This is a genomic window from Providencia sp. PROV236 (genome assembly GCF_033676985.1).
In the GTDB taxonomy this organism is placed as follows: Bacteria; Pseudomonadota; Gammaproteobacteria; order Enterobacterales; family Enterobacteriaceae; genus Providencia; species Providencia manganoxydans.
The window spans coordinates 488,314-514,420 of sequence record NZ_CP096297.1 but is presented as its reverse complement, the minus strand read 5'-3'; the positions used below and the strand labels follow the sequence as shown (position 1 = coordinate 514,420).

Genomic DNA, 26,107 nt, shown 5'->3' with positions numbered 1-26,107 from the left:
GTTTCTCCTTAGAAGCTCAGTTGCTCACGACGACGTGTGTCACGACGTTGCAAATAGCCAATAAACCAGCCGCGAACACGATGACGTAATTTGTCCCAGCCATTTGGATTAGTGATAATCTGTGCTTTGAAAAAAGAAGGACAAAGAACTGCGGCATGGGAAACTTCACCGCAAAGGCCACAACCAACACAGCTGTCCATCACTGTTGCCACCGGATCTGTACGTAATGGGTCTGGGTTTGGCTTAATCGATAAAGAGGGGCAACCAGATAAGCGAATACATGAGTGATCCCCTGTGCATGTATCTGGATCTACACCGAAACGCTCGCGAACCACGCGTTTACCCGCTGCAACATCACTACGCACTTTTTTCTTTTCACGACGCTGTTTATTCAACATACATTCGCTTTGCGCAATCAGCACTTTAGGGCCTTTTTCTTGAGTTGTTAGTGCTTCGCGTAATGTATTAGTCATGGTTTTTAAGTCATAAGTACGCTTAATGGTTTTGACCCATTTAACACCGACGCCTTTTACGGCTTTTTCTATCTCATGACCTGTGCTGCGCGTTGGATTCAATGCTGTTGATGACAAAATATCTTGCCCACCAGTCGCAGAGGTATAACTGTTATCGATGACGATAGTTAAATTGTCGCTACGGTTAAACACGCTATTAGCAATCCCGCTGGTTAAACCGTTATGCCAAAAACCCCCATCCCCCATTACTGATATGGCTCGCTTATCCGCTTGAGCATTTAGCGCAGCCGCTCCTGCGCCACCTAGGCCATAGCCCATAGTGGTATTTCCTAAGTTGAAAGGCGGTAGAATAGAAAATAGATGACAGCCAATATCCGCACTAACGTGGTGTTCACCTAACTCACGTTCGACTAATTTCATTGCGGTAAAAATTGGTCGCTCGGGACAACCGGTACAAAACCCTGGTGGGCGCGAATGGACGGTTTCATCCAAAGTGGGTTCCGCTGCGTTGATATATTCAGGCTCTTCAGCAGCATCTGTCTGTGGGGCGGCTACCGTAATTGTAGGTATACGGATTTGTTTTGCGGCAGCTTTTACTTGCGGTTCAATCTTGCCATATCTTTCTAAAAAAGAACGAATACCAGCTAAAACGGTGGCTGTATTGTACTCACCTGCCATGGGTAACATGTCTTTGCCATGTAACCCAATGTCGATATTGCGTTGACGTAAAATGTTAGCCACATTTTGTTCAACAAAATTCGGTTGTCCTTCTTCAAGAACTAAAATTGACTTTTTATTACGACAAAAACGTTCAAATTCATCGTCAATAAGCGGGTAAGCTACGTTCATCACATACAATGGAATTTTGCTATTACCAAATACATCCGCTAGACCAATTTGGTTTAATGCACGGATCAAGGTGTTATAGCAGCCACCTTGTAAAGCAATGCCAACATCATCGCTATCTTCAGCAAAAAATTCATTCAATTGACGCTCTTGAATAAATTTCACAGCCGCAGGCCAGCGAGCTTCTATTTTTTCTTTTTCATGCAGGAAACTTGCCGGAGGTAATACAATACGGCTGACATCGCGAGTTGGATTTTCTAATGCATCTTTTACGGTAAATTTAGGATGCTGATTATCGGAACAAATAAATTGCCCATGAACATGGCAAGACCGAATACGCATCTGCAACATAACGGGTGTATTGCTCGCTTCAGAAAGATCGAATCCATCTTTTACAGCTTGAACAATTGACGGTAAATTAGGACGCGGATCAAGTAACCACATCTGTGATTTCATTGCAAACGCATGACTACGTTCCTGCATAATCGAGGAGCCTTCGCCATAATCTTCACCGACGATGATCAAGGCTCCACCCAGTACACCACCTGAAGCCAAGTTAGCCAGTGCATCAGAAGCAACGTTAGTACCTACTGTTGCTTTAAATGTCACAGCACCTCGTAGTGGATAATTGACCGATGCCGCAAGTGTTGCAGCAGCAGTCGCTTCACTGGCACTATTCTCAAAACGGATACCATAATCAGATAAAATATCTTGTGCATCAGCAAGCACATCCATTAAATGCGAGATAGGCGCACCTTGATAGCCTGCCACATAAGAAACACCGGATTCTAATAAAGCTTTGGTGACTGCGAGGATCCCCTCACCACTAAAAACTTCACCTTCCCCTTGCCGTAATTTCTGCACTTCTTGTACAAACGATCGCTCAGCCATTTTAACCTCACAATGAACGTCAGAACGTTGTTATCATTTTTGCGTTTCTTTCTTGTATCTTTTTTGTTACCAAAAGGTCAATGCATGATTAATCATGTATATTAGATTTCTGCAAAGAGTGGATAAGCCCTGCATTGATTGGACAAAAACCAGTAAAAACAATAAGGAAATACGATTTATATCGGGGAAGGAAAATAGAAGAGAACAATAGGACTATGAATAAACGATTAGCTCACTTAGTCAAAAACACCACTAATAACCATAGTTAAGCTAGTGTTATAGTGTAATAATCTAAAATAAATGAATAAACATCATTATTAATTTAACGTTAGCTTATAAAGGCAACAGAATATAAGAATAAATATGATTTATCATGAATATTTCACCATTATATAATTCAAATAGCTTTATTTTTTATACTGATAACACCATCACATTAACTAATATTGGGGGATTTTTTTGCATTTTATGGATAGTTTTTGCACACAACTACCTATGTCTACCACATCATTCGTGCTATGTTCGAGACACAATAGTTACAAGTATTTTAATAAAATGTTAACAAAGCGAGCTCTATTTCGCATTGTCATTCCTTGAAAAAGGCTTATGGATAAATAAAAAAAGAATGGATCAGGCACTGCGTAAATAAAGCCTCTATTCTGAATAATTCAAGGTGCAGCTAGGCGACAAGTGAATGAGTCGCTAGGAGCATACATCAGTATGTGATGAGCAGCGAATGAGCGTAGTCAACACACTGCAACTTGAAGTATGACGAATATATAACAATAAATAGCCTGACGAATTTATTTGGAGGTCCTACGATGTTGAGCAACTCGTGGTCCCAATCATCTGCACCCCAGATTGAAAATCAGCTCTGTTCAACAGAGCGTTTGCTATTTACTTCGGCTGATCCTGAAGAGATCAAATCTATGGTTGGCCGAGTGATGAAACCACACCAGTTTAATTTACTTAACCCACATCAACGCCTAGATGCTCGCATGCACTATATCCCAATGGGAGATATTTCATTGAGCCGCCTGCGTTATGGTGCTGATGTACGGATTGCCCCAGGCCAACTAGAAGATTTTTTTCTGGTACAAATGCCACTTTCCGGAAGCGCAGTGATTGAAAGTGGCGGAAAGCGATTAGAATCAACACCTCATATGGCATCATTACTCAGCCCAGAAGAATCAACGAGTATGTGTTGGAATAGCGATAACGACCAGTTCATGTTACGTATTTCACGTTCATTATTAGAGCGCTCACTCGTTGGACAACTCGGACATACTTTAGATAAGCCTTTAGTATTTGAATTAGGGTTTGAATGGCAATCTTGTATTGCATGGCGAACCCTAATGAATTATTTGATTGAATGCGCTACAGGCACTCCCGATCTTTTACAACATAAATTGATTATCTCTCAAGTTGAACAATTAGTATCTGTCACTTTGTTATCAACTCAATCCCATAATTATACGGAAGATCCCGGAACTCGACGTGCCACGATCCGTCCAAGGCATGTTAGGCGTGTGCAGGAGTACTTAGAAGCCCATGCTCACGAGCCAATTACGGTAGAACAGCTCGCACATATCGCAGGTGTTAGCCTTCGCAGTTTATATGCAGGGTTTAAAGAATTTCTAGATATCAGTCCTATGCAATATTTACGTGACTTACGAATGGAACGTGTACGTTCTGAATTACTTTCTGGCGAAGCAGTCAGTGTTGCTGGTGTCGCGCTACGGTGGGGTTTTGCACATATGGGGCGTTTCAGCGCTGAATATAAGCAACGCTACGGTGAAACGCCAAGCCAAAGCATAAAAAAGACTTAATTGTTGCACCTCAATAAAGGCTTCTCTTTATTACGTAAGAAAAGCCTTCATCCTTTGCTATTACATGAGACTATACCCTAAATAATTTAAGGTGCAGCTAGGCGACAAGTGAATGACTCACAGAGAGCCTACATATAGTAGATGACTAGTACGAATGAACGTAATCAACAACGCTACAATTTGAAATATCACGAGTATAGCCCAGTAATCACCTTACTGGGCTACGTCATATTAGAAAGGAATCGAGGCCTTTAAGTAAAGCTGTGAGCCTTCAGGACGATTTCTCACTTCGAAATCTTTTTCCCATTTAGCCGTAAATAGCCAGCCTTGCTGGTTAGCATAACGAATGGATGGGCCAATCGAATAAGCACGAGCCTTACCTTGTGCTGAATTAGGACCACTATCATCCGTTGTTTGTAGGAAAGCATAGCCCCCCACACCAGCAACCCAGCCATTTCCAAAACCCCAGCCCAGTGCATAATCAGCATGAAATGCCTGACCTGAACGCGTTTTTGTCTCATCATTACGGAAGTTAAAATCATACATCATCTTTAAGTCCGCATTTACACCTACGGGTGGAATATAGCTAATTGCCCAAACAGGTTGAATGGTCCAATAGTTTTTACCTAAGCTAGATGGGTCAGTTTTACTGTATTTACCTGTTGGTGTAAAAGTATCTAATCCAATAACATAATGTAAATCAGCGGATGGGTGATAACCTAACCCTGCCCCCACCGTAATATCACCAAGGCCACGACTGGTTTCTTTATGGCCCGCCGCTTTTGCCGTAACATCCAGTAATGGAATAACCGTATGAACAACAAAGTCACCGTTCAATATTTTTTGATCAGTTACCCAAATCAAACGTGGTGCTAATACATTCACGTTCACGCTAAAACCTGGGATAGGTACTTTATTTCCTTTATTATCTCTGACGCTGTCATAGTGTGCATTCCCCGCGTACATCAATACATGCAGCCCCGGTGGAGGCAATGCCCCTGACATAAAGTTTTCTAATCCATCCGGATAGATACCTAATCCACCGCCTTCAGTTGCCATCGCACCGAACGAAAGTGCACCTAAACATGAACCTGCTACCAACTTACTGATCATTCTTTTATTCATCATTTATCCTGCCATAGTGGTTGCGGTAATTGCTGTGTTTGTCTTTGCTTGTTATGGTGTACATTCCGTTGCACTTATAGTTACTTCCTACGTTTTACTGCTAATTTTTGTGCAACAAGATAGCCAGATCCCCCACCTAAACCGGGGCCTGGATGTGTTGATGCGCCAATGTGGAAGAGATTTTTGACTGCTGTTTGATGTGTTTTCGTTTGTCCTGTGGCAGCAAATGGGCGTAACCAGAAAAACTGATCAGGAGAACAGGTTCCTGAATAGGGGTCGCCGCCAACAAGGTTACAATTATAATTTTCAAGATCAGCCGGAGAGATTGCAGTTCGGCCTACAATCAATGATGAGACTCCGGGCATGACTAGCTCTAGACGTTGTTGAATACGATCGGCAACAGCTTCTCGCACTTCATCGTTCCAAGTACCATCTGCGGGTATATTAATGAGCCCCGCAGCATCACCTTTTAATTGCCGAGGCAGCTCTTGCATCTGGATCCATAAGATCCAACCACCTTCTGGTGCACGGCTAGGATCAAGCGCCGTTGGTTGGCCAATACCGAAAGTCGGTTTATCCGGCAAATAACCGTTGTTTGCTTGCGTCACAGACAAGCAAACTTGTTCCATACTTTCCGTAAAGTGTACCAGTGGAACATGCAATAATTCAGAATTGCACCATGGTGGTGGGGCACTCAAGGCAAAGTGAATTTGCATGCCTGCTCGCCCATAGCGATACCCTTTTGCTTTTTGCCTCACTTGCTGTGGCACATCGTCAAGCAAACTGCCGTATAGCTGTGTTGGAGTGACGTTGCACACCACGCTCTGTGTCGCCAACAACACTTGACCGTTAACTTTCACACCAGTTGCACGCCGTTGCTTTCCTGTGCCTTCAGTGATGATTTTTTCCACATTCATGGAGGTTTGTAATTGCCCACCATGCTGTTCAATAACGCGAGAAAATGCCTCGACAATGCGATAACTACCGCCTTTTACAACAGGCATTCCACCGGCAACCACCGCTGCAAAGGTTAATTTACCAATTAATGCCGAACTTGCTTCATCAGGTCCTAAACCTGTATGCAACACCCATGGCGCCATCAAGGCACGGCTAAAATCATGCTGTAACTCACGTTCAGACCAGCGCCTAAAGCTTTCGACCCCTGCTTTAGCAAAATCGAGTAGCCCATCGACACCGCGTTTACGCCATTCACTGAACAATAGCTTTAGCATGCTGCCGCTGTAAGGGTTCTGTCCGAGCAAGCCAAAAGTCAAAGAGGCATCTTCACTAAACAATTTTTCTGCCATTTGCCGGAAAACTTGCCCATCACCTTCTGCCACTTGATCTAACTGTTTTGCCGCTTCAGTAATATCGCGTTTTAATGCTATCGACTGCCCATTCGGTTGTACTAATCCAGTTGAATAGTCACATTGAGCAAATTCTAGCCCTTGCTGTTTTAAGTAAGGTTCGAGTTCTTGGTAGCCAGGACTACCAACAAATAACGAATACCAACAAGAAAGCACATCGTGGGTGTATCCCTCATAGAGATTTTCGGTGCGAATACAACCACCCAATCTATCATTGCGCTCTAACACTAAGACCGATTTTCCACGTACCGCCAATAAGGCGGCACACATTAAGGAGTTCATACCACTCCCTACGACAATCACTTGGGGGTTAGATTGCATCGCCATACATCACCCCACCAATGCAAGAACACGCAATGGGCTACCAGAACCCCCTTCAATTTTTAATGGCGCAGCAACGATAACAACCCCCGTTGCTGGCAATTGATCGAGATTTTTCAAGCACTGTAGGCCATACTTATTATTACCATGCATCAACGTATGACATGGGTAAGGGATCGGCCAGCTATAGGATTGGCCTGCGTCGGTATTAATAGTTTCAACACCAAATCCTTTCACATCACGTTGATGAATTAACCATTCGACGGCTTCTTGTGAAGGACCCGGTGTATGTGCTCCATCTTCACGCATATTGACGTAAGCTTCTGGGTTATCGGCTTTTTTAGACCAATCTGTTCTCAATAGTACCCATGCCGCTGCGGGAATTTTCCCGTGTTGAGCCTCCCACTTTTGTAAAAAATCAACGGTTAATACCCAATCGGCGTTTTCCGCCACCTCTTTACTGGCATCAACCACTACAGCAGGGGCAATAAAATGCTGTAATGGAATAGTGTCGACGGTGTTGTTCGCCTGATCTTTGCCACTAATCCAATGAATGGGAGCATCAAAGTGGGTTCCTGTATGCTCCCCACAACTAAAGTTGTTCCAATACCATGCAGGGCCGTTCTCATCGTAGCGAGAGATTTGCTCCATGCTAAATGACCATACCTGACCAAACTGTTCAGGTAGCTGCAATGCCGGAAATGACGGTGACAATGTTTGAGTCAGATCGACAATGCGAATTTGGCCTTTTTGTAACTGTGTCGCGAATGACATTAAGGTTTGCTGGTTCATAGTGTCTCCTGCGCTTATTGCGCGTCATGTAGGGCAGTAAAGCTACCGCCGTGGAAAACTAAAGGTTTACCTGCCTCGCTACCAATGCGACGCACATGACCAACCATTAATAAGTGGTCACCGATATGATCTTGTTTGTGGTTTTCACACACGAGTGTGGCAATAGCTCCTCGTAATGCAGGCATACCTTCTGGCGTGATGTGCACAGCAACATTTTCAAACTTGTTGGTGATCCGTGGGTTAGCAAAGCGTAATGCAAGCTCTTGGTGATCTTTACCCAGTATATTGATGGTGAAGTGCGTACAATCACGGAAGACATCTAAATTGGGTGAATGATTAACTAAGCTCCATAAAACCAAAGGAGGATCGAGGGATAGCGAAGCAAATGAGTTGATAGTCAACCCAACATCGCGGCCATCGGCAGTACGCGTCGTGACAATCGCAACCCCTGTTGGGTAGCATCCCAACAGGTTACGCAATACTTTCGATTCAAACTCGGTATGTCCCCATTCGCTCTCACGCATTGTTATATCCTCTGCAATCATCGACATACATCTACCCTCTCTTGTTATGACGCTCGCGCATCTTCCGTCATTAATGATTGAATGTAGGCATCACAAGCGTGCCCATCTTTCCACCAAGGAAATAGCACTGGAGGATAGTTAAACGCATTTGCGATTGTGTGTGATAAGGCTGGCAGCTGTTGTGCTGCTCCCAATAAATTGAGGATATGTGGCTCTGGTGGGGCTAACAGAGAGTTAGTCCATTCAACCACATGACGCCCATATTTCCAGAATTGCTCAAAGGTGTCGTTCATCCATTGAGCAGTAAATGGCTTGTCACCATGGGCGAGGATCGCATCATAGTAGACTTTGCACGCTTTAGTGGCGTTGTTTGACCCTTGTCCTGTTAGAGGATCATTGGTTACCAATGCATCCCCTAAACCAAACACTTGTTTGCCTGAAGGCAGTGTCAGTACTGGCTTACGAACGGTAGGTGCAAATCGACCAGCTAATATCCCGTTATCATCCGTTAACTCAATATAACGGCAACGTTCAGCCTCCCACGGTAGATAGGTATCAAGGATTTTTTTACTGTATGCTAAATGCTCTTGTGGTGTTCTTGCTTCATTCCACTGATCCATTGGCCCGCCGGGGATCCCTTCAAACACCATGATATGGCAGGCACCCGTGGTGGTCAGTGATGGAAACACAAAGTATTCACCAACACCGGGGATCAAATTAAAAGAAACTTGTGAGAATTCAGGTGTTGGGGTCATACCATGTACATAGGTTAACGCCAATGCACGCTGCGGTTTATCATAAGGAGAACGTGTTGCATCACGTTCTAATAATTTAACAATTTCCCCTTTTCCGCCCGCCAGCACAACCAAATCATGGGTCTCAGCTAATTTTTCTAACTCAGCGACCCCCACATCCTCAATGCGTAAATTACCGCCACGTGCCGCAAACAGCTCCATCCAATATGGCATTTTGATCCGCTGATCGACCGCCTGTGCGTAATTATCGAGACGCGAACGCCATGTAATTGCTTTCTCACCACATTTTTCTGGATTTGGTATCGTAAAACCAATACCTTCTACAGGCGGGCACTCTTCTTCCCAAAAGTTAATGCCAAGGTCACGCTCAAATTGCAGTGAGATATCAAACATGCATTGGCTTGACATCACGCGGCCATTCTTAACATCATCGGGTGTTCTGTTTGTCGCAACGGTCACTTGATAACCTTTATCTAATAGGCCAAGAGCCAATGGCATCCCCGCCTGACCACCACCTACGATCGCTATACTACGCATAGTTATTTCCTCAATACTGTTTTACAAAATGAAGGCTACCGAGGGTTACTCAGCAAGACGTGGAATTGCGGGTTTGGCTTGTTCTGGGCCCATAGTGGAGTAGCCACCATCAACCGCGTAATCAGCACCAGTGACAAAACTGGCAAGGTCAGACAATAAGAAAGCCACCACTTGAGCGACCTCTTCAGGATCACCTACACGTTTTAGTAAGTGATAATCGGCAGCAACGCGGTCTGTTTTTTGACGGTCGCCTCCAGTGATTTCATCCATCACACGAGACCATGTCCAACCGGGAGAAACTGAATTCACTCGAATACCATCTGCCGCATAATCCATCGCTTGGCTGCGAGTCACTTCGAGCATGGTGGCTTTGGAGGCAGGGTAGAGCCAGCGCCCTGTTTGTGCGACGGAAGAAGAGATACTGGTAAAGTTAACAATCGCCCCTTTACCTGCTTGTACAAAATGAGGTTGAGCGAATTGTGCCGCCATGACTGCACTCACAACATTAATATTTAAAGCGGTGAGCCAATCCTGTCTTGTGGATGACTGGCCTTCATCAAGATAAGTTGCGGCCAGATTGACTAAAAAATCCAGTTGACCGTATTTTTGTGCAACACGATCAATTCCCAATTTCAGCTGCTGATCATCAGTAATATCAACAGCCAAAAAATCAATATTTGGCTCTGATTGAGCAACTTTTTCACCATTGGTTTGGTCAATATCAAAAATCGTGACCTTAACACCATAAGAACTCAATACTTTGGCAACAGTCGCCCCGATCTTAGTTGCACCACCCGTGACAATGGCTATTTTGCTATTCAAACCTTTCATTTGCTGTGCCCTCTTTGCGCTCATTCGCTCACAATAAATTCACAATTAATTAACATGAGGCATGATTACGTAAAAAAGAGAAAAAGCTGTAGCCGCTGTATGCAATGATTATCCATACAGCGCGATAATTTTAGATTTAAAACGATGATATTATTGGATAAATATCCAATTTAAGCACTGGATATCCAATTTACGAAAACTGTGATTGATGAAGGGAAATGGCGACCATCAAAAAAAGAGCACCATTGCCATTAACAATAGTGCTCTTAATGAGGAGCTTAATTTATTTCTTTTTAATTAATAATGGTAATAATAATGCAGCCGATAACAAGGTTGCCATGATCATGGCCATAAAGAAGCCATTCCAGCCTGTGCTCTCAATGATCTTAGCCAATGGATAGCCCGCTAATGCCGCCCCTAAATAGCCAAATAACCCAACAAACCCTGTTGCCGCTCCAGCTGAATCTTTATGGGAGGCTTCCGCGGCGGCCATACCAATCAACATTTGTGGACCAAAAATAAAGAATCCAACAAAGAAGAAGCATACGGATATCAACAAATAGCCCATTTCAGGAAATAGCCATAAGAAAGCAGCAACAACACCAATGCCAATCATAAAAATGATGTTCATTGGCGTTCGATTTCCTTTAAAGAAAAAATCCGATCCCCAGCCTGCAACTAAGGTGCCAATAAACCCTCCAATTTCTAAGAAAGAAAGTGCAGAGTTCGCCTTAATCAAATCATATCCATATTCTTCAACTAAATATAAATTAGTCCAATCATTTAATCCAATACGCACAATGTAAACAAGAATATAGGAAGCCGCTAATAACCAAACATATTTATTGGTAAAAATATATTGTACTAATATCGGCCAAAGTTTTAATTTCCGGCTAGAAGCTTCTTGTTGTAATTCGAGTTGGTCATTACGCCAATGCCCAACTGTGGGTAGCCCCATCGTAGATGGCTTATCACGTAAGCGTAAGCAAACAAATAGTCCGATCACAATGGCTATTACCCCTGGAATATACATACCATAGCGCCAACCATAATGTACCGCCAAACCACCTGCTAATAATGGAATAATCGCCCCACCCACGTTATGTGAGGTATTACAAATAGACCACCACAGGCCACGCTCATTACGTGAATACCATGAAGTTAATGATTTAGAGCATGGCGGCCATCCCCAACCTTGGAAAAAAGCATTTAATATCCAAAAGAAGGCAAATAACCACAAACTTGAACTCATGCCAAAAAAGATATTAATAAAACCAGTAATGATTAGGCCAACCCCCATGAAAAAACGAGGGTTTGATGCATCACTCATAATACCCGAAGCAAAACGCGATACACCATAAACTAAATAGAATGCAGTGGTTAGAATACCAACATCAGAAATACTAATTCCCAGATCCTTGATCATTTCTGGCATCACGTAATTAAAGCTCTTACGCGTAAAATAGTATGTGGCATATCCTGCATATAGCGCGATCATAATGTGAATGCGCCAATAGCGGTACAAGTCATCAATCTCTTTTTTATCGGTTATCGGCTCTTGGTCAGGCAATGTTTTGATCCATCGAAACATAACATTCTCCTTAATAATAATTTTTATTTTTTGAGTGTTATTTGTATTGATGCAATACATCTAAGGCTTGTTGATGGAGTTCAGGCGTCCCTGCTGCAACAACAGTTTTACCTGAATGCATAGTTAAAGGTTTGCCTTCCCAATCCGTAATTTTTCCGCCCGCACCTTCGATAACAGGTACCAGTGCGCAATAATCCACCTCTCTCATCCCCCCGCTATCAATACTTAAATCGATACGTCCGGTTGCGAGACAAGCATAGGAGTAACAAGCTGCGCCATAGACGCGCCACTTAGTTTTAGGAATGATGTGTTCATAACCAGCACGATGTTCAGGTAGGACAGGTTCAGTATTACTGGAAGACATCAGAGCAAGCTCTAATTGAGTACATTTGCGCGTTTCAATTGGTAGACCATTTAACGTTGAAGGATGACCTTTTATACCAATCCAACGTTCTAAAACCGCGGGGTGTTCGATGATCCCCAGAACAGGCACACCATGGTGGCAAAGCGAAATTAAAGTACCGTAAATCGGGATCCCCGCAATAAATTGCCGAGTACCATCAATTGGATCAATTACCCATGTAAATTCAGATCCCCCTAACTGAAAACCGTACTCTTCACCTAAAATATTATGATCTGGATGAAATGTTTGAATGATTTGACGAATTTCCCGCTCAACGTACTGGTCGATCTCAGTTACTGGGCTTTCGTCATCTTTAGTATCAAAATAAATATGTTCGTAAAGCTTATTTTTTCGATGCTCAGTCAGAATGTAACGAGCTCTATCCGCCGCAATCTGAGCCGCCTGTAAAAAAATACGATAATCCATACTCGCCTCTCTTTTGTTTATTGTTCTTCGTAACAACCGTCTTAGCGATCGAGAAATACTCACTGCCTGATTGTTTTTGTTGTGTTTTTATTGCATTGATTGTTGCTGACAATAACTCATTTACTTTTATTGTGAAATTATTGTTACATTTTTGTTTCAGATTATAGCCTGCGGGATTTTGCTAAGATGATCTTGATGAGTTTCAATAGAAATGGTGCGCAATTCGGCATAACAGCAAAAAAATGCTATTCAAATATCGAAAAATCAGAGAGAGCGAGTCAGTATTAACCGAAAGAACAGAAATAGAGCCATTAAAAAGCGAGACTCGAAAGGCTCGCTAAGATATTAGAAGGGTGTAATCTAAAACTAGGGTCGTTCCAAAATACGAGCACCGGGTCCCTTTCGTCCTAAAACATCATCAGGGTTGCGTAATGGACAGTCACTCAATGATAAGCAACCACAGCCAATACAGTGATCCAGCTCATTTCGCAAACGCGTTAACTGACGAATTCGTTTATCTAAAGAGACTTTCCATTGTGTCGACATTTCCTTCCATTGCTCTGACGTTAATTTGCTATTAGCGGGAAATTTACCTAATGCATCTTGAATTTCTTTTAGAGGGATCCCCGTACTTTGCGCCACTTTGATAATGGCAATATAACGCAAAACGACCGCCGGAAAGCGCCGCTGATTACCTTGTGTTCTGGTACTTTGAATGAGCCCTTTTGATTCGTAAAAATGTACCGTTGAAACAGGTACACCTGAGCGTTTCGCAACCTCACCAACCGTTAATGCCCTTGTATAATCAATCTTTATTTCGCCACTACCACGGCTTTTTGTCGCTTTTGTGTCTTTCTCTACCATTTTTAGCTACCTATACTTGACCTCAACTTAACTTAAGGTTTTATAGTGCCAGCCTCTGAGTTTGTCAATTCAGTTTATTCCACATTATTTTCCTGCATGAGGTGGTGACAGCGCTTATTAAATGTCATGCAGGCTAACTTAATTTTTAAAGGGGATGGGCTATGCCATTGATCATTGCCAGAATTTTAGAGAGCAGCACACTATGGTTTATCGCTCGATTACTGTTACTGGTTTTATTTATTTCGTCAGGTTTAGCAAAAATTTTTGATTACCAAAACAGCCTGATAGAAATGCGGGCTGCGGGTTTACACCCAGATTGGTTTTTTGCGATTGCATCTGCATTTGTCATGTTAGCCAGCTCAATTTTAGTACTGCTTAATCGTCTACTGTGGCTTGCTACTGGTGCTCTCGCTGTTTTTCTATTTCTTACCATCATTATTGTTCATACATTTTGGCTTTACAGTGGCCCAGAAGCCCAAATTGCCCTGTTTTGGGCTATTGAACATGTCTCCGTTATCGGTGGACTCATGGCTCTCGCCATTGCAGGGCATTTCCGTGATCTTTATTACGCTGTTAAAGCACAGAAAAAGTAGGTACTAATAATGAATAAAACCACCCTTATTACATTAGGTGCGCTGATCATCGCTGCTGGTGGAGGTATAGCTGTTTACACTTCTTACGCACAAGATGGTGAAAAACAACAAGCTGCATATCAATATCCGCCAGTAAAAGTCGCCTTAGCACCTGTTACTCAAGACAGTGCGCCGCGTACATTTTATGGTGTAGGTGAGCTAGAAGCAGGCAGCCAAGTCTTTGTTGCCGCAGAAACTAGCGGACGTATCACCAAAATTGATTTTGAATCTGGGCAGCAAGTCAAAAAAGGCCAATTGTTAGTCCAACTTAATGATGCTGTTGAACAAGCTGATTTAGCTCGTTATCAAGCACAGTTGCGCAATGCTGCACGTCTCTATAATCGAACTCAAACGTTAGCGGCTAAAAATTTAGTTGCGCAAGCACAAGTTGATAGCACTCTAGCAGAACGTGATATTGCCCAAGGGCTGATCCGTCAGACTCAAGCGTTGATTGCGCAAAAAGCCATTCGTGCCCCTTTTGATGGCACTATAGGTATTCGTCAAGTACATGAAGGACAATACCTGAGTCCCGGTGAGGCAATTGCCAGTTTAGTTGATACTAAGACATTGAAACTCAATTTTTCCCTTGATGAACAAGCGTCTCCCGAATTGCATATCGGGCAAATTGTTGATATTCATGTTGACGCCTACCCAGAAAAAACCTTTCCAGCACGCATCAGTGCTATCGATCCTCTCGTCGGCAAGTCGCGCACCATACAATTGCAAGCCACCCTTGAAAATAGTGATGGAGCGTTAAAAGCAGGTATGTATGCCAATGTTAATGTGGTACGCCAAGCTGCCAGCCAAGTTCTGACAATACCTGAAACCGCCGTCACCTATACCGCTTATGGCGATACGGTATTCGTGGTAGAAGGCAATAACGATGCAATGACCGTCAAACAAGTGTCAGTGAAAACAGGTCAGCGTTGGAATGGAAAAATTGAGATTGAACAAGGCTTGAAGGCGGAAGATAAGGTCGTTACCTCTGGACAATTGCGCCTTAATAATGGCTCCGCAATTACCCCAGTCGCACAAGATACGTTAACTGAAACACCGGTTAATCCTCATCAAGGCTCCTAAGGAGGCGCAATGAAATTTACAGATATTTTTGTTCGCCGCCCTGTGTTAGCACTGGTAGTGAGTTCACTCATCGTATTGATGGGGCTATTTGCCTTAAGTAAGCTGCCTATTCGCCAGTATCCACAACTGGAAAGCTCCACGATTACTATCACAACCCAATACCCCGGCGCATCAGCCAATCTTATGCAGGGTTTTGTGACTCAACCTATTGCGCAAGCTGTTTCATCGGTTGAAGGCGTGGATTATTTATCGTCATCATCGGTACAAGGTAGTAGCTTAGTCACCGTAAGAATGGAGCTCAATCGTGATTCAACCCAAGCACTTGCGCAAGTCATGGCAAAGGTTAATCAGGTACGCTACAAGTTACCAAAAGAAGCTTATGATCCTGTTATTGAACTCTCTTCCGGCGAATCAACGGCTGTCGCTTATATTGGGTTTTCCAGTACCACACTGTCTATCCCTGCATTAACCGATTATTTATCTCGTGTTGTTGAACCTATGTATTCATCCATAGATGGGGTTGCAAAAGTTCAAGTATTCGGTGGACAGCAACTCGCGATGCGCTTGTGGTTAGATGCCGATAAATTAGCAGGCAGAGGCCTATCAGCGGCAGATGTCGCTCAAGCCGTAAGACAAAATAACTACCAAGCCGCCCCGGGTAAGGTGAAAGGCGAATATGTTATTTCTAACGTCTATGTGAATACTGACCTAACCAATGTGGCCGAATTCCAAGACCTCGTGATCCGTAATGATGGTAACGGGTTGGTTCGTTTACGTGATGTAGGAACAATTGAATTGGGAGCCGCATCCACTGAAACGAGTGGTTTGATGAATGGTGAACCGGCTATTTATTTAGGCTTATTTGCAACACCAACAGGAAACCCGTTAGTGATTGTTGACGGCATGAAACAGTTAATGCCAGATATTATCAAAACTCTGCCACCTAACGTGAAAGTTGAGATGGCATTTGAGACGTCGCGCTTTATCAAAGCTTCTATCGATCAGGTCTTTCACACCCTTATCGAAGCATTACTCATTGTTATCGCAGTTATTTATCTATGCCTAGGTTCCATCCGCAGTGTGATTATTCCTATATTGGCTATCCCATTATCCATGCTAGGTGCTGCCGCCTTGATGATGGCATTTGGCTTCAGTATCAATCTACTCACTTTGCTCGCCATGGTATTAGCGATTGGCTTAGTTGTGGATGATGCGATTGTGGTGGTTGAGAACGTGCACCGTCATATTGAAGAGGGAAAATCCCCCGTACTCGCTGCATTAATTGGCGCTAGGGAAGTTGCAGGCCCCGTTATTGCCATGACGATTACTTTAGCGGCTGTTTATGCGCCTATTGGTCTGATGTCTGGCTTAACAGGCGCTTTATTTAAAGAATTCGCTTTAACCTTAGCCGGTTCAGTTATCGTTTCTGGTGTTGTTGCTTTAACATTATCACCAGTAATGAGTTCATTTATGTTGAATTCAAAACAGAATGAAGGCCGTATGGCGCACATGGCTGAACGATTTTTTAATTTCCTTGCGCACTACTATACAAAAGGGTTGAATTTTTCACTGAAGCATCGCTGGATCACGGGTATTGTCGCGATTACCGTGTTTGTTAGCTTGCCAGTATTATACCAATCAGCGCCCCGTGAACTCGCCCCAGTTGAAGACCAATCCGCCGTTTTAACTGCGATCAAATCACCACAACATGCCAATCTTGAGTATGTTGAACGTTTTTCTCGCAAGCTACACGACGTAATGATGGAGTTACCTGAAACGGAAAGTACTTGGATCATTAATGGTACTGATGGTATTTCAGCCAGTTTTGGGGGAACTAACTTAACCTCATGGGAAGAACGTGAGCGGCCTGCCTCAGCCATACAATCTGACTTGCAGGGGAAGGTCGGGGATGTTGAAGGTAATAGCATTTTTGTTTTCCAATTACCTGCTCTACCTGGCTCTACAGGTGGTTTACCGATACAGATGGTACTTAGGAGCCCACAAGGTTATCCAGTACTGTATAAAACAATGGAAGAGATAAAGCAGCAAGCACGTGAAAGTGGCTTATTTATGGTGGTTGATAGTGACCTCGATTACAACAACCCTGTGGTTGAAGTCAAAATTAACCGTTCCAAAGCGAATAGCCTTGGAATTAGTATGCAAGATATTGGTGAGTCGCTGACATTGCTGGTTGGGGAAAATTACATTAACCGCTTTGGTATGGATGGACGCTCTTATGACGTGATCCCACAAAGTGTACGTAGCCAACGCCTCACACCTGATGCGCTCTCTCGCCACTATGTTAAAGCCCAAGATGGCAGCATGATCCCGCTCTCAACAGTCGTTGATATCAATACGCAAATTGAGCCCAATAAATTGACGCAATTTAATCAACAAAATGCGGCTATTTTCCAAGCTATCCCCGCTCCGGGAGTCACTTTAGGTCAAGCAGTCGCTTATTTAGATGATATCGCCAATGAATTACCAGCAGGCTTCAGTCACGACTGGCAATCAGATTCGCGCCAATATAAACAAGAAGGAAACACCCTCGCCTTTGCGTTTATGGCGGCGCTGATCATCATTTATCTGGTTCTTGCTGCACAGTATGAAAGCTTAGTGGATCCCTTAATTATTTTGATCACAGTCCCGCTTTCAATTTGTGGCGCGCTGATCCCACTCGCATTTGGCTACGCCACACTCAATATCTATACCCAAATAGGGTTAGTGACACTGATCGGATTGATCAGTAAGCACGGTATTTTAATGGTGGAGTTTGCGAATGAATTACAAGCACATGAAGGTCTTGATAGACGCCAAGCTATTCTAAAAGCGGCGCAAATTCGTTTACGACCAATCTTAATGACCACCGCAGCCATGGTGATTGGCTTAGTTCCACTACTATTTGCAACAGGTGCTGGTGCCAATAGCCGTTTTGGATTAGGTCTAGTAATTGTAACAGGTATGTTAGTCGGCACGCTGTTCACACTGTTTGTTCTACCTACGATTTATTCCCTACTGGCACGTAACCACAGCGCGACTGCATTAACACCTAGACGCTATGAACTTGCTGAAGCAGATCGTCTATTGAAAGAAGATGAGGAGAAGGCATTATGAATCATCGCATAACAGATCGTCATTCAAAAAATAACCGATCCACTAATGATGTCCCTATCAGTAACATGAATAATAGCTTCGCGATGCTAATGATTTACCATGGCGTTACCGATAGCATAGTCAAACCTGAAGCGGAGAGTAGCGTACCTCAATCATATAAAATGAGGAAATAACTCGCCAAAATAGCCGTTTTAATCAACCAGTATGGTAAGCACTATTTTAGCCGACAAAGCACTCGATGATTAAAACTGATCAGCCAAGTCTGAAGCCTCAATTACACGAAAACAAGCACTAAGTATGATTGAGCTTCAGACTCCATAAGTAAGCATGTCTACAAAAACTCAGCTGAGGAAAACTTGAACAACTTTTCGATTTGCTATATTATAATAGCATGAAAATCGAAAAGGAGGTTTTATGACTACTGCAATTAAGAAAGAAAAGATTGCTACTCGCTCCTCCGATAAGCATCTAAAGCTTTCAATCAATAATGAAGGGTCGAAAGTCACCCGGTTAAAAAACATTTTTAATGATATGCTGGATGTTGCTAGTTCCAGTGAGGTTGTTTTAAAAAATAATAATCTGTCACAAACTGATGATGAGTACGCTATAGATGCAATCATTGAGCTGATCCGTCATAAATACGAAAATTCACCATCCAAAGAGAAACAACGTCTATTAAGACGAGCTAAAAATAAATCGATGTTTTTAGCTAGACTCAACCAAGATGGTGGCTACTTAAGTTCAGCAGAAACAGCTGAATCATTAGGTATCACAAAAACGACTGTTAGGAATTGGAAAGAGCAAGGGAATTTATTCGCAATTAAGCTTGATAATGAGTTCGTTTACCCAATTTTTCAATTTACAGATGAAGAGCACATTTCCAATAAAGGTGTGCTTAAAGGGCTTCCTGAGTTACTCAAACTGATTAATACATTTAGTGACCGGATGCAGTACTCTTTTTTTATGGAAAAAAGGCATGTAGTGCTCAATGGCTTTAAGCCAACTAAAGAAAGTTATACTGTCATTGATGTGCTAAAAACAAATCCAAACTCAGAAGTCATGGAAGAGCTTTATCGCCTAGCGAGATTACATGGATCACAAGATCCAGCCTAGTACACCTTAAAATTAATCTTCTTCAACCGATACACCTAACTCAAAAACAAGGATGTCCGCTACTTCTTTACCATTACTGAAGTCCCAATCAGTAAACTTAGATTGTTGAGATATTTTCACTATCCCTTTGCCTGAAGGATCACCGTGCCATAAAACAAAACATGGCTCAGTGGTTACATTCGATGGATATTCCATTCCATCAAAGCCCGCATGATGTACGACACGAGCGAGATATTGGATATCTTGTCGTACAGATGTTGTCAGGTCATGAAGAGTTAGACTTATTTTACGTATCAAATCAGAGCTCCGTAATATAGTCAGATCTCTTTCTGTTGTTACAATCCCCATATAATAACCATCAAGATCAGATTCAATTAGGCTCTTATTTTGAAAAACTTCTTTCATCGCTGTTTCAGGGGATGTTGCTAGGTACATAGCCCCAGTTTTTCCATCAACCAAATTAAAACGACAATCAGAACCAGCTTGGTTAAAAAAGACATTACTACCACCATGACTCTCAGATTGAAGTCGGTAATAATCTGAATCAGCTGGTAATGTATGACTACATTCTTTCAGCATCTCAGGAGCAATTTGCTTAATTTTAGCAACCACTGCTGAATCAGACTTTTGCGAGCTAGCACTCTTAGATTTATTGGCGGTTTTATTTTGTTGCTTCTGGCGGTTTCCCCCTAATTTTGATGTCAGAATCAATTATTCCTTTTATTATTAAATTAAATATATTTAGCATAAGATGGTTCTCTCATTGCTGATAAGTTTAAATACACTGTGCTTGCCCAGAGTATTGTATGGTTGCAATTTCATACTAAATTGCGGCCTATATCATAGCCAAATTTGGCTAAATATTAATGTGATATAAAAAATTTAATTTAAAAAATTAGCGATGTATTCATATTTTGTCGCCACGAATAAAATCCACAAAATAAGACTGACATTTAATGATCAAATGTCATGATTTTTGCTTAAATCATTGTCCCTAAATCAAATAAAATACTATTGAAATAATATTAGGCTTATAACTTTATATTTAATATGAGGTTAGAAAACCAACGGAATAGAAAAATGAAAGCAACGTTGTTTATAGAAAATTCAATTTAGACGATCAAAAATCACCACAAAATCTTACTCTATACCATCCAAGAATAGGATTTATGGCTATCCTGTTACTGTAAAAAGCTTTGCGAATAAAGCTAGAAAAAATGCTTGCGAGAAATTGCTCATCAATGGTAACACATTCATTCAACATGATGTGGATACTCAATATCGATGAGCAATTCCCTATCACTCCCAGCCGATTAAGCTATTTACGGCCTTCATAAAGGGCAAACACTAAATTACCTTCATGAATAATCGTAGGGTTTCCGGGTAAAGCAGACAAAATATTATCTTGAGAGCCTTCAACAACCACGGCGACATCTTGATAATTATGCTGTTCTAGCAACGTTGGTAACTGATCTAAACGATAGAAACGATTTGCCGCATCAGGGTATTTTATTCCATAAGCTAACTCGCCCGTTTGGTGCAGCATCGTAATATCGCTACGCTTTAACACCCAAGCAAGTGCTGTTCCTAGCCCTACATTGTTGGTCAGCAAATAAGTTTTATCGGACAGCTGGGGACGATACTTTTCAATCAATTTTTGTGGGGTGTTATTACTTTCTACCTTAGCAGGAAGCACATGACCCACGACAAGACTCACAGCCAAAGTACAAGCGGCTGCCACTGACCAAAAACGACGGCGATAGGAAACAATACCAATCACGCCCCAAAACAAAAATGCGCCAGCAGCAAGCAATCTTTTATTCTCTTCATCTACTGCATACACATTTAATTGAGAAAAATGAGGTGCAAAAAACAGTGCTATGGTGACAACTAAACCAATAATGATATTAATTATCGCATTGAAGCGGATCGCCGCAACTCGTTTTTGTTGTAGAATTTTATCGATATAGGCTGCCATTAAAACGGCTAACGGTGCAAGACATGGCAAGATATAAGTTAATAGCTTACCTTTTGTAATACTGAAAAAGAGAAAAGGGATGATAAACCACATCAAGAAATAGATATGCAGACCTTTTTCTTTAACACTATTAATCAATGAAGCGACTAGATAACCTAACCATGGTAGTACAGCCGCAATCAGTATAGGAATATAAAACCAGAAAGGTGAACGGTTTTGCGCATTATCCGACATAAAGCGTTGAACATGTTCCACCCAGAAAAAATAATTCCAATAATCAGGCTCGCGACCTGCAATCACAAGCGCCCACGGCAGACAAACCACAAACATAGTGAAAAGAGAGACAAAAGAAAAAAAGAAAATCTCTTTAAATTGCTTGTAGTAAATTGAACTCACCAAGATCACTAAGCTAGGGATGACTAATACTAAGAAACCTTTAGTCATTAAACCGAGTCCACCAGCCACTCCTAACAGAATAAAGGCCAGTAGTTTTTGCGAAAAAACTCGTGTGGTCAGCCCCCATTGATAAAAGAAAATCGACATAGTAATAAATGCCGTCAATATTGGGTCAAGCACATTGTAAGTACCAATGGTTAGTACCATCAGCATAGAGAGGTAAATTAAAACAGCATTAAAGGCAAGATCGGCTTTTTTCCAAGCCATCTTTGCCGATAGGTAGACAAACACCCCACTGGTGAGGGTACTAAACACCACCCCAAGTCTCACTGAGACATTATTTTCACCAAACAGCATTTGGAAAAATGCATTTACCCAATAGCCAAAAATAGGTTTTTCAAAATAACGAATATCAAGAAGCTCAGGTACACTCCAATTGTAGCTTAAAATCAACTCACGACTGATTTCTGCATAGCGTAGCTCATCTGGTTGCCAGAGAAGCCGTCCATTGAGGGGAATAAAATAAGTTAGTAATACAAACCCAAATAACAGGCACCACTTAAGGTAGGCAATTTTATTATTTGCCATATTCATTTTTTCTCAACCATTCTTGTAATAAATATTTAATAATTAGATATAGGCCTAAATACGATTTTCGAGTAAAAGCGTGACATGTCACGCGATAACCATTTAGCATTAATATGGCTTAACTCACTATTATCAATAGTGCGAGTAAACCTCACATAAACAAAGAAATAATTAAATTATGATTCTTAAACAATCAATAAATAAAGATAAAATAGAGAGTTAGCAAGGCTCTACTGCTCTCGCTAATTTAAGACTGGAGCCTAAGAGAATAGTTCAACGTTTAAAATAAAATAGATCAACCAATCAAAATATGATTATCAATCATTTCTCTTTTGTAAATTCACCAAACGAATAGTCAGCTGGGTTATATTAAAATTTCTAATAAAAAGCAGCTATTGAGCATGAAAATTTCCCAATAGCTGCCAGTATTAAAAATATTATTTCGCTGCGCTTAAAGCTTGCTCTAAATCTGCCAAAATATCATCGATATGTTCAATGCCTATCGAAAGACGGATCATATCACGAGAAACCCCCGCCTTCGCGAGCTCCTCATCATTGAGCTGTCGATGCGTGGTTGAAGCTGGGTGACATGCAAGTGACTTTGCATCACCAATATTCACTAATCTTACAATCAGTTTTAGCCCATCAATAAAACGAGCACCTGCTTCTTGCCCGCCTTTAATACCGAATGACATGATCCCCGCAGGTTTACCTTGCATATATTTCTGCGCTAGTGCATGTTCAGGATGACTTGGTAGCCCTGCATATTTAACCCAAGCAACCTGAGGGTGTTTTTCCAAATACTGAGCTACTTTTTGGGCATTTTCAGTATGACGTTCCATGCGCAAAGCAAGCGTTTCAAGCCCTTGTAAGATCAAGAACGCGTTAAAGGGTGATAATGCTGCACCAGTACCGCGTAATGGAGCAACACGACAGCGTGCAATAAAGGCTGCTGCCCCAAAATGTTCTGTATAACTGACACCGTGGTAAGCGATATCAGGTTCAATTAGCAATGAGAAACGCTCTGCATGTTCCGTCCAAGGAAATTTTCCAGAATCCACAACCATACCGCCAATTGATGTACCATGACCGCCTATATACTTTGTTAATGAGTGCACTACAATATCTGCACCATGCTCAAATGGGCGGCACAGATAAGGTGTTGCAACTGTATTATCGACAATTAAAGGGACACCATGACGATGCGCTATTTCAGCTAATGCCGCGATATCAACAATGAAACCTGCTGGGTTAGTGATAGATTCACAAAAAACCGCTTTGGTTTTATCATCAATTAATGCTTCTAGCGCGGCCAGATCATCATGCTCAGCAAAACGTGTTTCAATACCAAAACGAGGCAATGCGTGCGCCATCAAGTTATAGGTTCCGCCATATAATTTAGCGACCGAAACAATGTTATCCCCTGCCTGAGCAATGGTTTGAATTGCATAAGTGATCGCCGCCATACCAGATGCCACGGCGAGCCCTGCAACTCCCCCTTCTAAAGCTGCAACGCGTTGTTCTAAAACATCGTTAGTTGGGTTCATGATCCGAGAGTAAATATTGCCAGCAACTTTCAAATCAAATAAATCAGCGCCATGTTGGGTGTCATCAAATGCATAAGACGTTGTTTGATAAATAGGGACTGCCACTGCTTTTGTGGTTGGATCGGGTGAGTAGCCTGCGTGAATCGATAATGTTTCTAACTTCATTTGTTATCCTTATTATACTGCCGCTAATTTATCGCAATTCCCACTTTATGGGACTCCATGATTAACGACTATTTTGTTATATAAATAGATATTACCTAACACTTTTCAGCAGACAACCCATCATCACTTGAAATTATTTCATACAGGTTAATATCTTAGTGATCAGCCATCACACGGCATGAACACGAGGTTATTCACTATTTTTAACGTTATTTCTTATAACGTTAAACCATAAAAAAAAGCTCACCATAAAACTAAAGTGAGCTTTTTCTATCAATGTATCGGTTAACGATAGTTTATTGTAACGCGCCGTATATCACTGAAGTAATAGAGGCCAATCCACAAATAAAGGTGAAAATTTGAGCCGCGATTGAAGTGCTATACTTTTTCATTGCAGGTACGATTTGCATTGATACAACAGGCAAAATAAATAAGATGGCAGCAATCATTGGGGCTCCCATCGTTTCGATCATCCCTAAAATGCTTGGGTTTTTGATAGTCACTAACCATGTTGTTAATACAATAAAAAGCATTGAAGCCGTTTCAATTTTCTTAATAGAAAAAGAAGAACGTGATTTAATTAAACCAACTAAACCTTCATGAGCCCCTAGGAAGTGACCAAAGTAACTTGAAACAATCGCCGCGAACGCCACAATTGGCCCTAAGTAAGAGAGGATTGGTGATGGGTTGATATTGGCAATATGCGATAACACGCTAATGTTCTCTTTTTTCGCGACTTCTAACTCGGTAGGATTTAAAGATAACACGACAGAAAAAACGAAAAACATGACAAAACCGGTTAGCATTAGCGCTGCGCCCCCGGTGATCATATCCGTTTTAACTACCGCTTTATCGCCAAACTGTAAGCGTTGGTCTTTGGTAAATTGGCTGATGATCGGGCTATGGTTAAATGAGAATACAATCAATGGGATAGCCATCCATACTACGACTGGCATCGCGCTCCAATCAGGAGCGACTTCTAACATTGATGTGTTCCACTCAGGGATCAAATACAGTGACAGCGCAAGTAAAATAAATACCAACGGATAAACCATCATTGAAGTGACACGTAGCATTAAATCACGGCCAAACAGCACACCGGCAGTCATCGCACCAATCAGCACACCAGAAAGTAACCAACGCGGGAGCGGCTCCATACCAATCTGATTCACTAGAAATGAATCGACGGTATTCGTGATACCAACACCATAGATTAATACGATTGGGTAAATGGCAAAGAAATAAGCAAACGTAATGATATTTGCGCCAACTTTACCAAAATGCTCTTCTACCGTGTCAGTAATGTCTGCATGAGGGTTTTTAGCGGATAAAACAAAACGTGCCAATCCTTTATGAGCAAGCCAAATCATTGGCGTTGCAATGATCGCAAGAATAACTAACGGCCAAAAGCCACCAGCACCTGCTTTAATCGGTAAAAAAAGTACTCCAGCTCCAACCGCTGTACCAAATAGGGATAAAACCCACGTAAAATCTTTATAAGTCCATTTATTAACTGGTTTGTCTGTCGCGTTCATAAAATTATCATTAATTGTTCATATAAAAAAGATGTGCGGATTTTGCATCAATTGATATCAAGTACCTAGCTTATTTTTGTGGTTTTGTCTGGCTTTTTGGCACAGATCGCAAAAAAGCGCTTAATAATGAGAAATGAAATTAATGGTGAAATAAAAGACCGTAATTTGTTTAAACAAACCACACTTAAAATTAACAAATTTTTGATTAATAGCGTTATTAACTATTCGTATTTAAATAAAAAATGGCTGAGAGTTCACCTTCTCAGCCATTTTTAATGATATTCTAAATAAGTCGAGATGCAGGTAGGCGACAAACGAAGATAGTCGAACTACATAGGTAAACGATGTAATTCGACTAAATAAGTGTAATCAACACCACTGCAC

The 26,107-nt window shown here is 41.8% G+C and carries 20 protein-coding genes; 6 read left to right on the top strand and 14 right to left on the bottom strand.

All coding sequences use genetic code 11. From position 1 onward, the window contains the following. Window positions 1-8 precede the first annotated feature (8 nt). Window positions 9-2,210 (bottom strand): indolepyruvate ferredoxin oxidoreductase subunit alpha, encoded by a 2,202-nt coding sequence (locus tag M1E96_RS02145; protein WP_272581145.1) that lies wholly within the window; start codon window positions 2,208-2,210, stop codon window positions 9-11. Window positions 2,211-3,031: 821 nt separating this feature from the next. Here M1E96_RS02145 and M1E96_RS02140 point away from each other — a divergent pair. Next, complete coding sequence (locus M1E96_RS02140) at window positions 3,032-4,039, top strand: AraC family transcriptional regulator (protein WP_070925702.1); 1,008 nt, start codon at window positions 3,032-3,034, stop codon at window positions 4,037-4,039. Window positions 4,040-4,270: 231 nt separating this feature from the next. Here the strand turns inward: M1E96_RS02140 and M1E96_RS02135 are convergent, their stop codons facing one another. From M1E96_RS02135 to soxR, 9 genes are all read right to left on the bottom strand, one after another. Then, on the bottom strand, window positions 4,271-5,167 hold the full coding sequence (locus M1E96_RS02135) for a transporter (RefSeq protein WP_349485547.1): 897 nt from the start codon (window positions 5,165-5,167) through the stop codon (window positions 4,271-4,273). 77 nt (window positions 5,168-5,244) lie between these two features. After that, on the bottom strand, window positions 5,245-6,858 hold the full coding sequence (locus tag M1E96_RS02130; protein ID WP_349485546.1) for an NAD(P)/FAD-dependent oxidoreductase: 1,614 nt from the start codon (window positions 6,856-6,858) through the stop codon (window positions 5,245-5,247). 3 nt (window positions 6,859-6,861) lie between these two features. Continuing rightward, window positions 6,862-7,644 (bottom strand): cyclase family protein, encoded by a 783-nt coding sequence (locus M1E96_RS02125; protein WP_318708062.1) that lies wholly within the window; start codon window positions 7,642-7,644, stop codon window positions 6,862-6,864. 14 nt (window positions 7,645-7,658) lie between these two features. Then, on the bottom strand, window positions 7,659-8,195 hold the full coding sequence (locus M1E96_RS02120; protein ID WP_272581150.1) for a flavin reductase family protein: 537 nt from the start codon (window positions 8,193-8,195) through the stop codon (window positions 7,659-7,661). Between the two features lie 17 nt (window positions 8,196-8,212). Continuing rightward, the gene (locus tag M1E96_RS02115; RefSeq protein WP_369427349.1) at window positions 8,213-9,460 is read right to left on the bottom strand and encodes a styrene monooxygenase/indole monooxygenase family protein; all 1,248 of its coding nucleotides are present in this window, start codon (window positions 9,458-9,460) and stop codon (window positions 8,213-8,215) included. Between the two features lie 45 nt (window positions 9,461-9,505). Further along, on the bottom strand, window positions 9,506-10,291 hold the full coding sequence (locus tag M1E96_RS02110; protein ID WP_272581151.1) for an SDR family oxidoreductase: 786 nt from the start codon (window positions 10,289-10,291) through the stop codon (window positions 9,506-9,508). A gap of 283 nt (window positions 10,292-10,574) precedes the next feature. Further along, window positions 10,575-11,882, bottom strand: coding sequence for an MFS transporter family glucose-6-phosphate receptor UhpC (uhpC, locus tag M1E96_RS02105; protein ID WP_070925712.1), 1,308 nt, complete (start codon window positions 11,880-11,882; stop codon window positions 10,575-10,577). Window positions 11,883-11,919: 37 nt separating this feature from the next. Next, complete coding sequence (locus M1E96_RS02100) at window positions 11,920-12,711, bottom strand: inositol monophosphatase family protein (protein ID WP_070925714.1); 792 nt, start codon at window positions 12,709-12,711, stop codon at window positions 11,920-11,922. 366 nt (window positions 12,712-13,077) lie between these two features. Further along, the gene (gene soxR, locus M1E96_RS02095) at window positions 13,078-13,575 is read right to left on the bottom strand and encodes a redox-sensitive transcriptional activator SoxR (protein ID WP_319068294.1); all 498 of its coding nucleotides are present in this window, start codon (window positions 13,573-13,575) and stop codon (window positions 13,078-13,080) included. Window positions 13,576-13,736: 161 nt separating this feature from the next. On the opposite strand from soxR, the gene M1E96_RS02090 reads away from it, so the two are divergent. The 5 genes from M1E96_RS02090 to M1E96_RS02070 all read left to right on the top strand — a co-directional run bounded on the left by M1E96_RS02090 (window position 13,737) and on the right by M1E96_RS02070 (window position 19,514). Next, window positions 13,737-14,168, top strand: a complete 432-nt coding sequence (locus M1E96_RS02090) for a DoxX family protein (RefSeq protein ID WP_369096972.1) — start codon at window positions 13,737-13,739, stop codon at window positions 14,166-14,168. A 9-nt stretch (window positions 14,169-14,177) separates the two neighbouring features. Next, window positions 14,178-15,287: an efflux RND transporter periplasmic adaptor subunit gene (locus tag M1E96_RS02085; RefSeq protein WP_319068292.1), complete on the top strand. Its 1,110-nt coding sequence runs from the start codon at window positions 14,178-14,180 to the stop codon at window positions 15,285-15,287. Between the two features lie 9 nt (window positions 15,288-15,296). Then, the gene (locus tag M1E96_RS02080) at window positions 15,297-18,401 is read left to right on the top strand and encodes a MexW/MexI family multidrug efflux RND transporter permease subunit (protein ID WP_369096974.1); all 3,105 of its coding nucleotides are present in this window, start codon (window positions 15,297-15,299) and stop codon (window positions 18,399-18,401) included. Then, complete coding sequence (locus M1E96_RS02075) at window positions 18,398-18,574, top strand: hypothetical protein (protein ID WP_175442468.1); 177 nt, start codon at window positions 18,398-18,400, stop codon at window positions 18,572-18,574. Before M1E96_RS02080 ends, M1E96_RS02075 begins: the two co-directional genes overlap by 4 nt. 241 nt (window positions 18,575-18,815) lie before the next feature. Further along, complete coding sequence (locus tag M1E96_RS02070) at window positions 18,816-19,514, top strand: hypothetical protein (RefSeq protein ID WP_369427348.1); 699 nt, start codon at window positions 18,816-18,818, stop codon at window positions 19,512-19,514. 12 nt (window positions 19,515-19,526) lie between these two features. On the opposite strand, the gene M1E96_RS02065 is transcribed toward M1E96_RS02070, so the two are convergent. The 4 genes from M1E96_RS02065 to M1E96_RS02050 form a co-directional block, all read right to left on the bottom strand. Next, complete coding sequence (locus tag M1E96_RS02065) at window positions 19,527-20,225, bottom strand: RES family NAD+ phosphorylase (RefSeq protein ID WP_319068287.1); 699 nt, start codon at window positions 20,223-20,225, stop codon at window positions 19,527-19,529. Between the two features lie 607 nt (window positions 20,226-20,832). Then, window positions 20,833-22,482 carry a lipid IV(A) 4-amino-4-deoxy-L-arabinosyltransferase gene (gene arnT, locus M1E96_RS02060; protein ID WP_319068285.1) on the bottom strand — a complete coding sequence of 550 codons (1,650 nt, stop codon included), beginning with the start codon at window positions 22,480-22,482 and terminating at the stop codon, window positions 20,833-20,835. Between the two features lie 431 nt (window positions 22,483-22,913). Continuing rightward, window positions 22,914-24,188 carry a bifunctional O-acetylhomoserine aminocarboxypropyltransferase/cysteine synthase gene (locus M1E96_RS02055; protein ID WP_070925730.1) on the bottom strand — a complete coding sequence of 425 codons (1,275 nt, stop codon included), beginning with the start codon at window positions 24,186-24,188 and terminating at the stop codon, window positions 22,914-22,916. 296 nt (window positions 24,189-24,484) lie between these two features. Beyond that, entirely contained in the window at window positions 24,485-25,723 is a 1,239-nt protein-coding gene (locus M1E96_RS02050; protein ID WP_272581161.1) for an aromatic amino acid transport family protein, read from the bottom strand. Window positions 25,724-26,107: the final 384 nt, after the last annotated feature.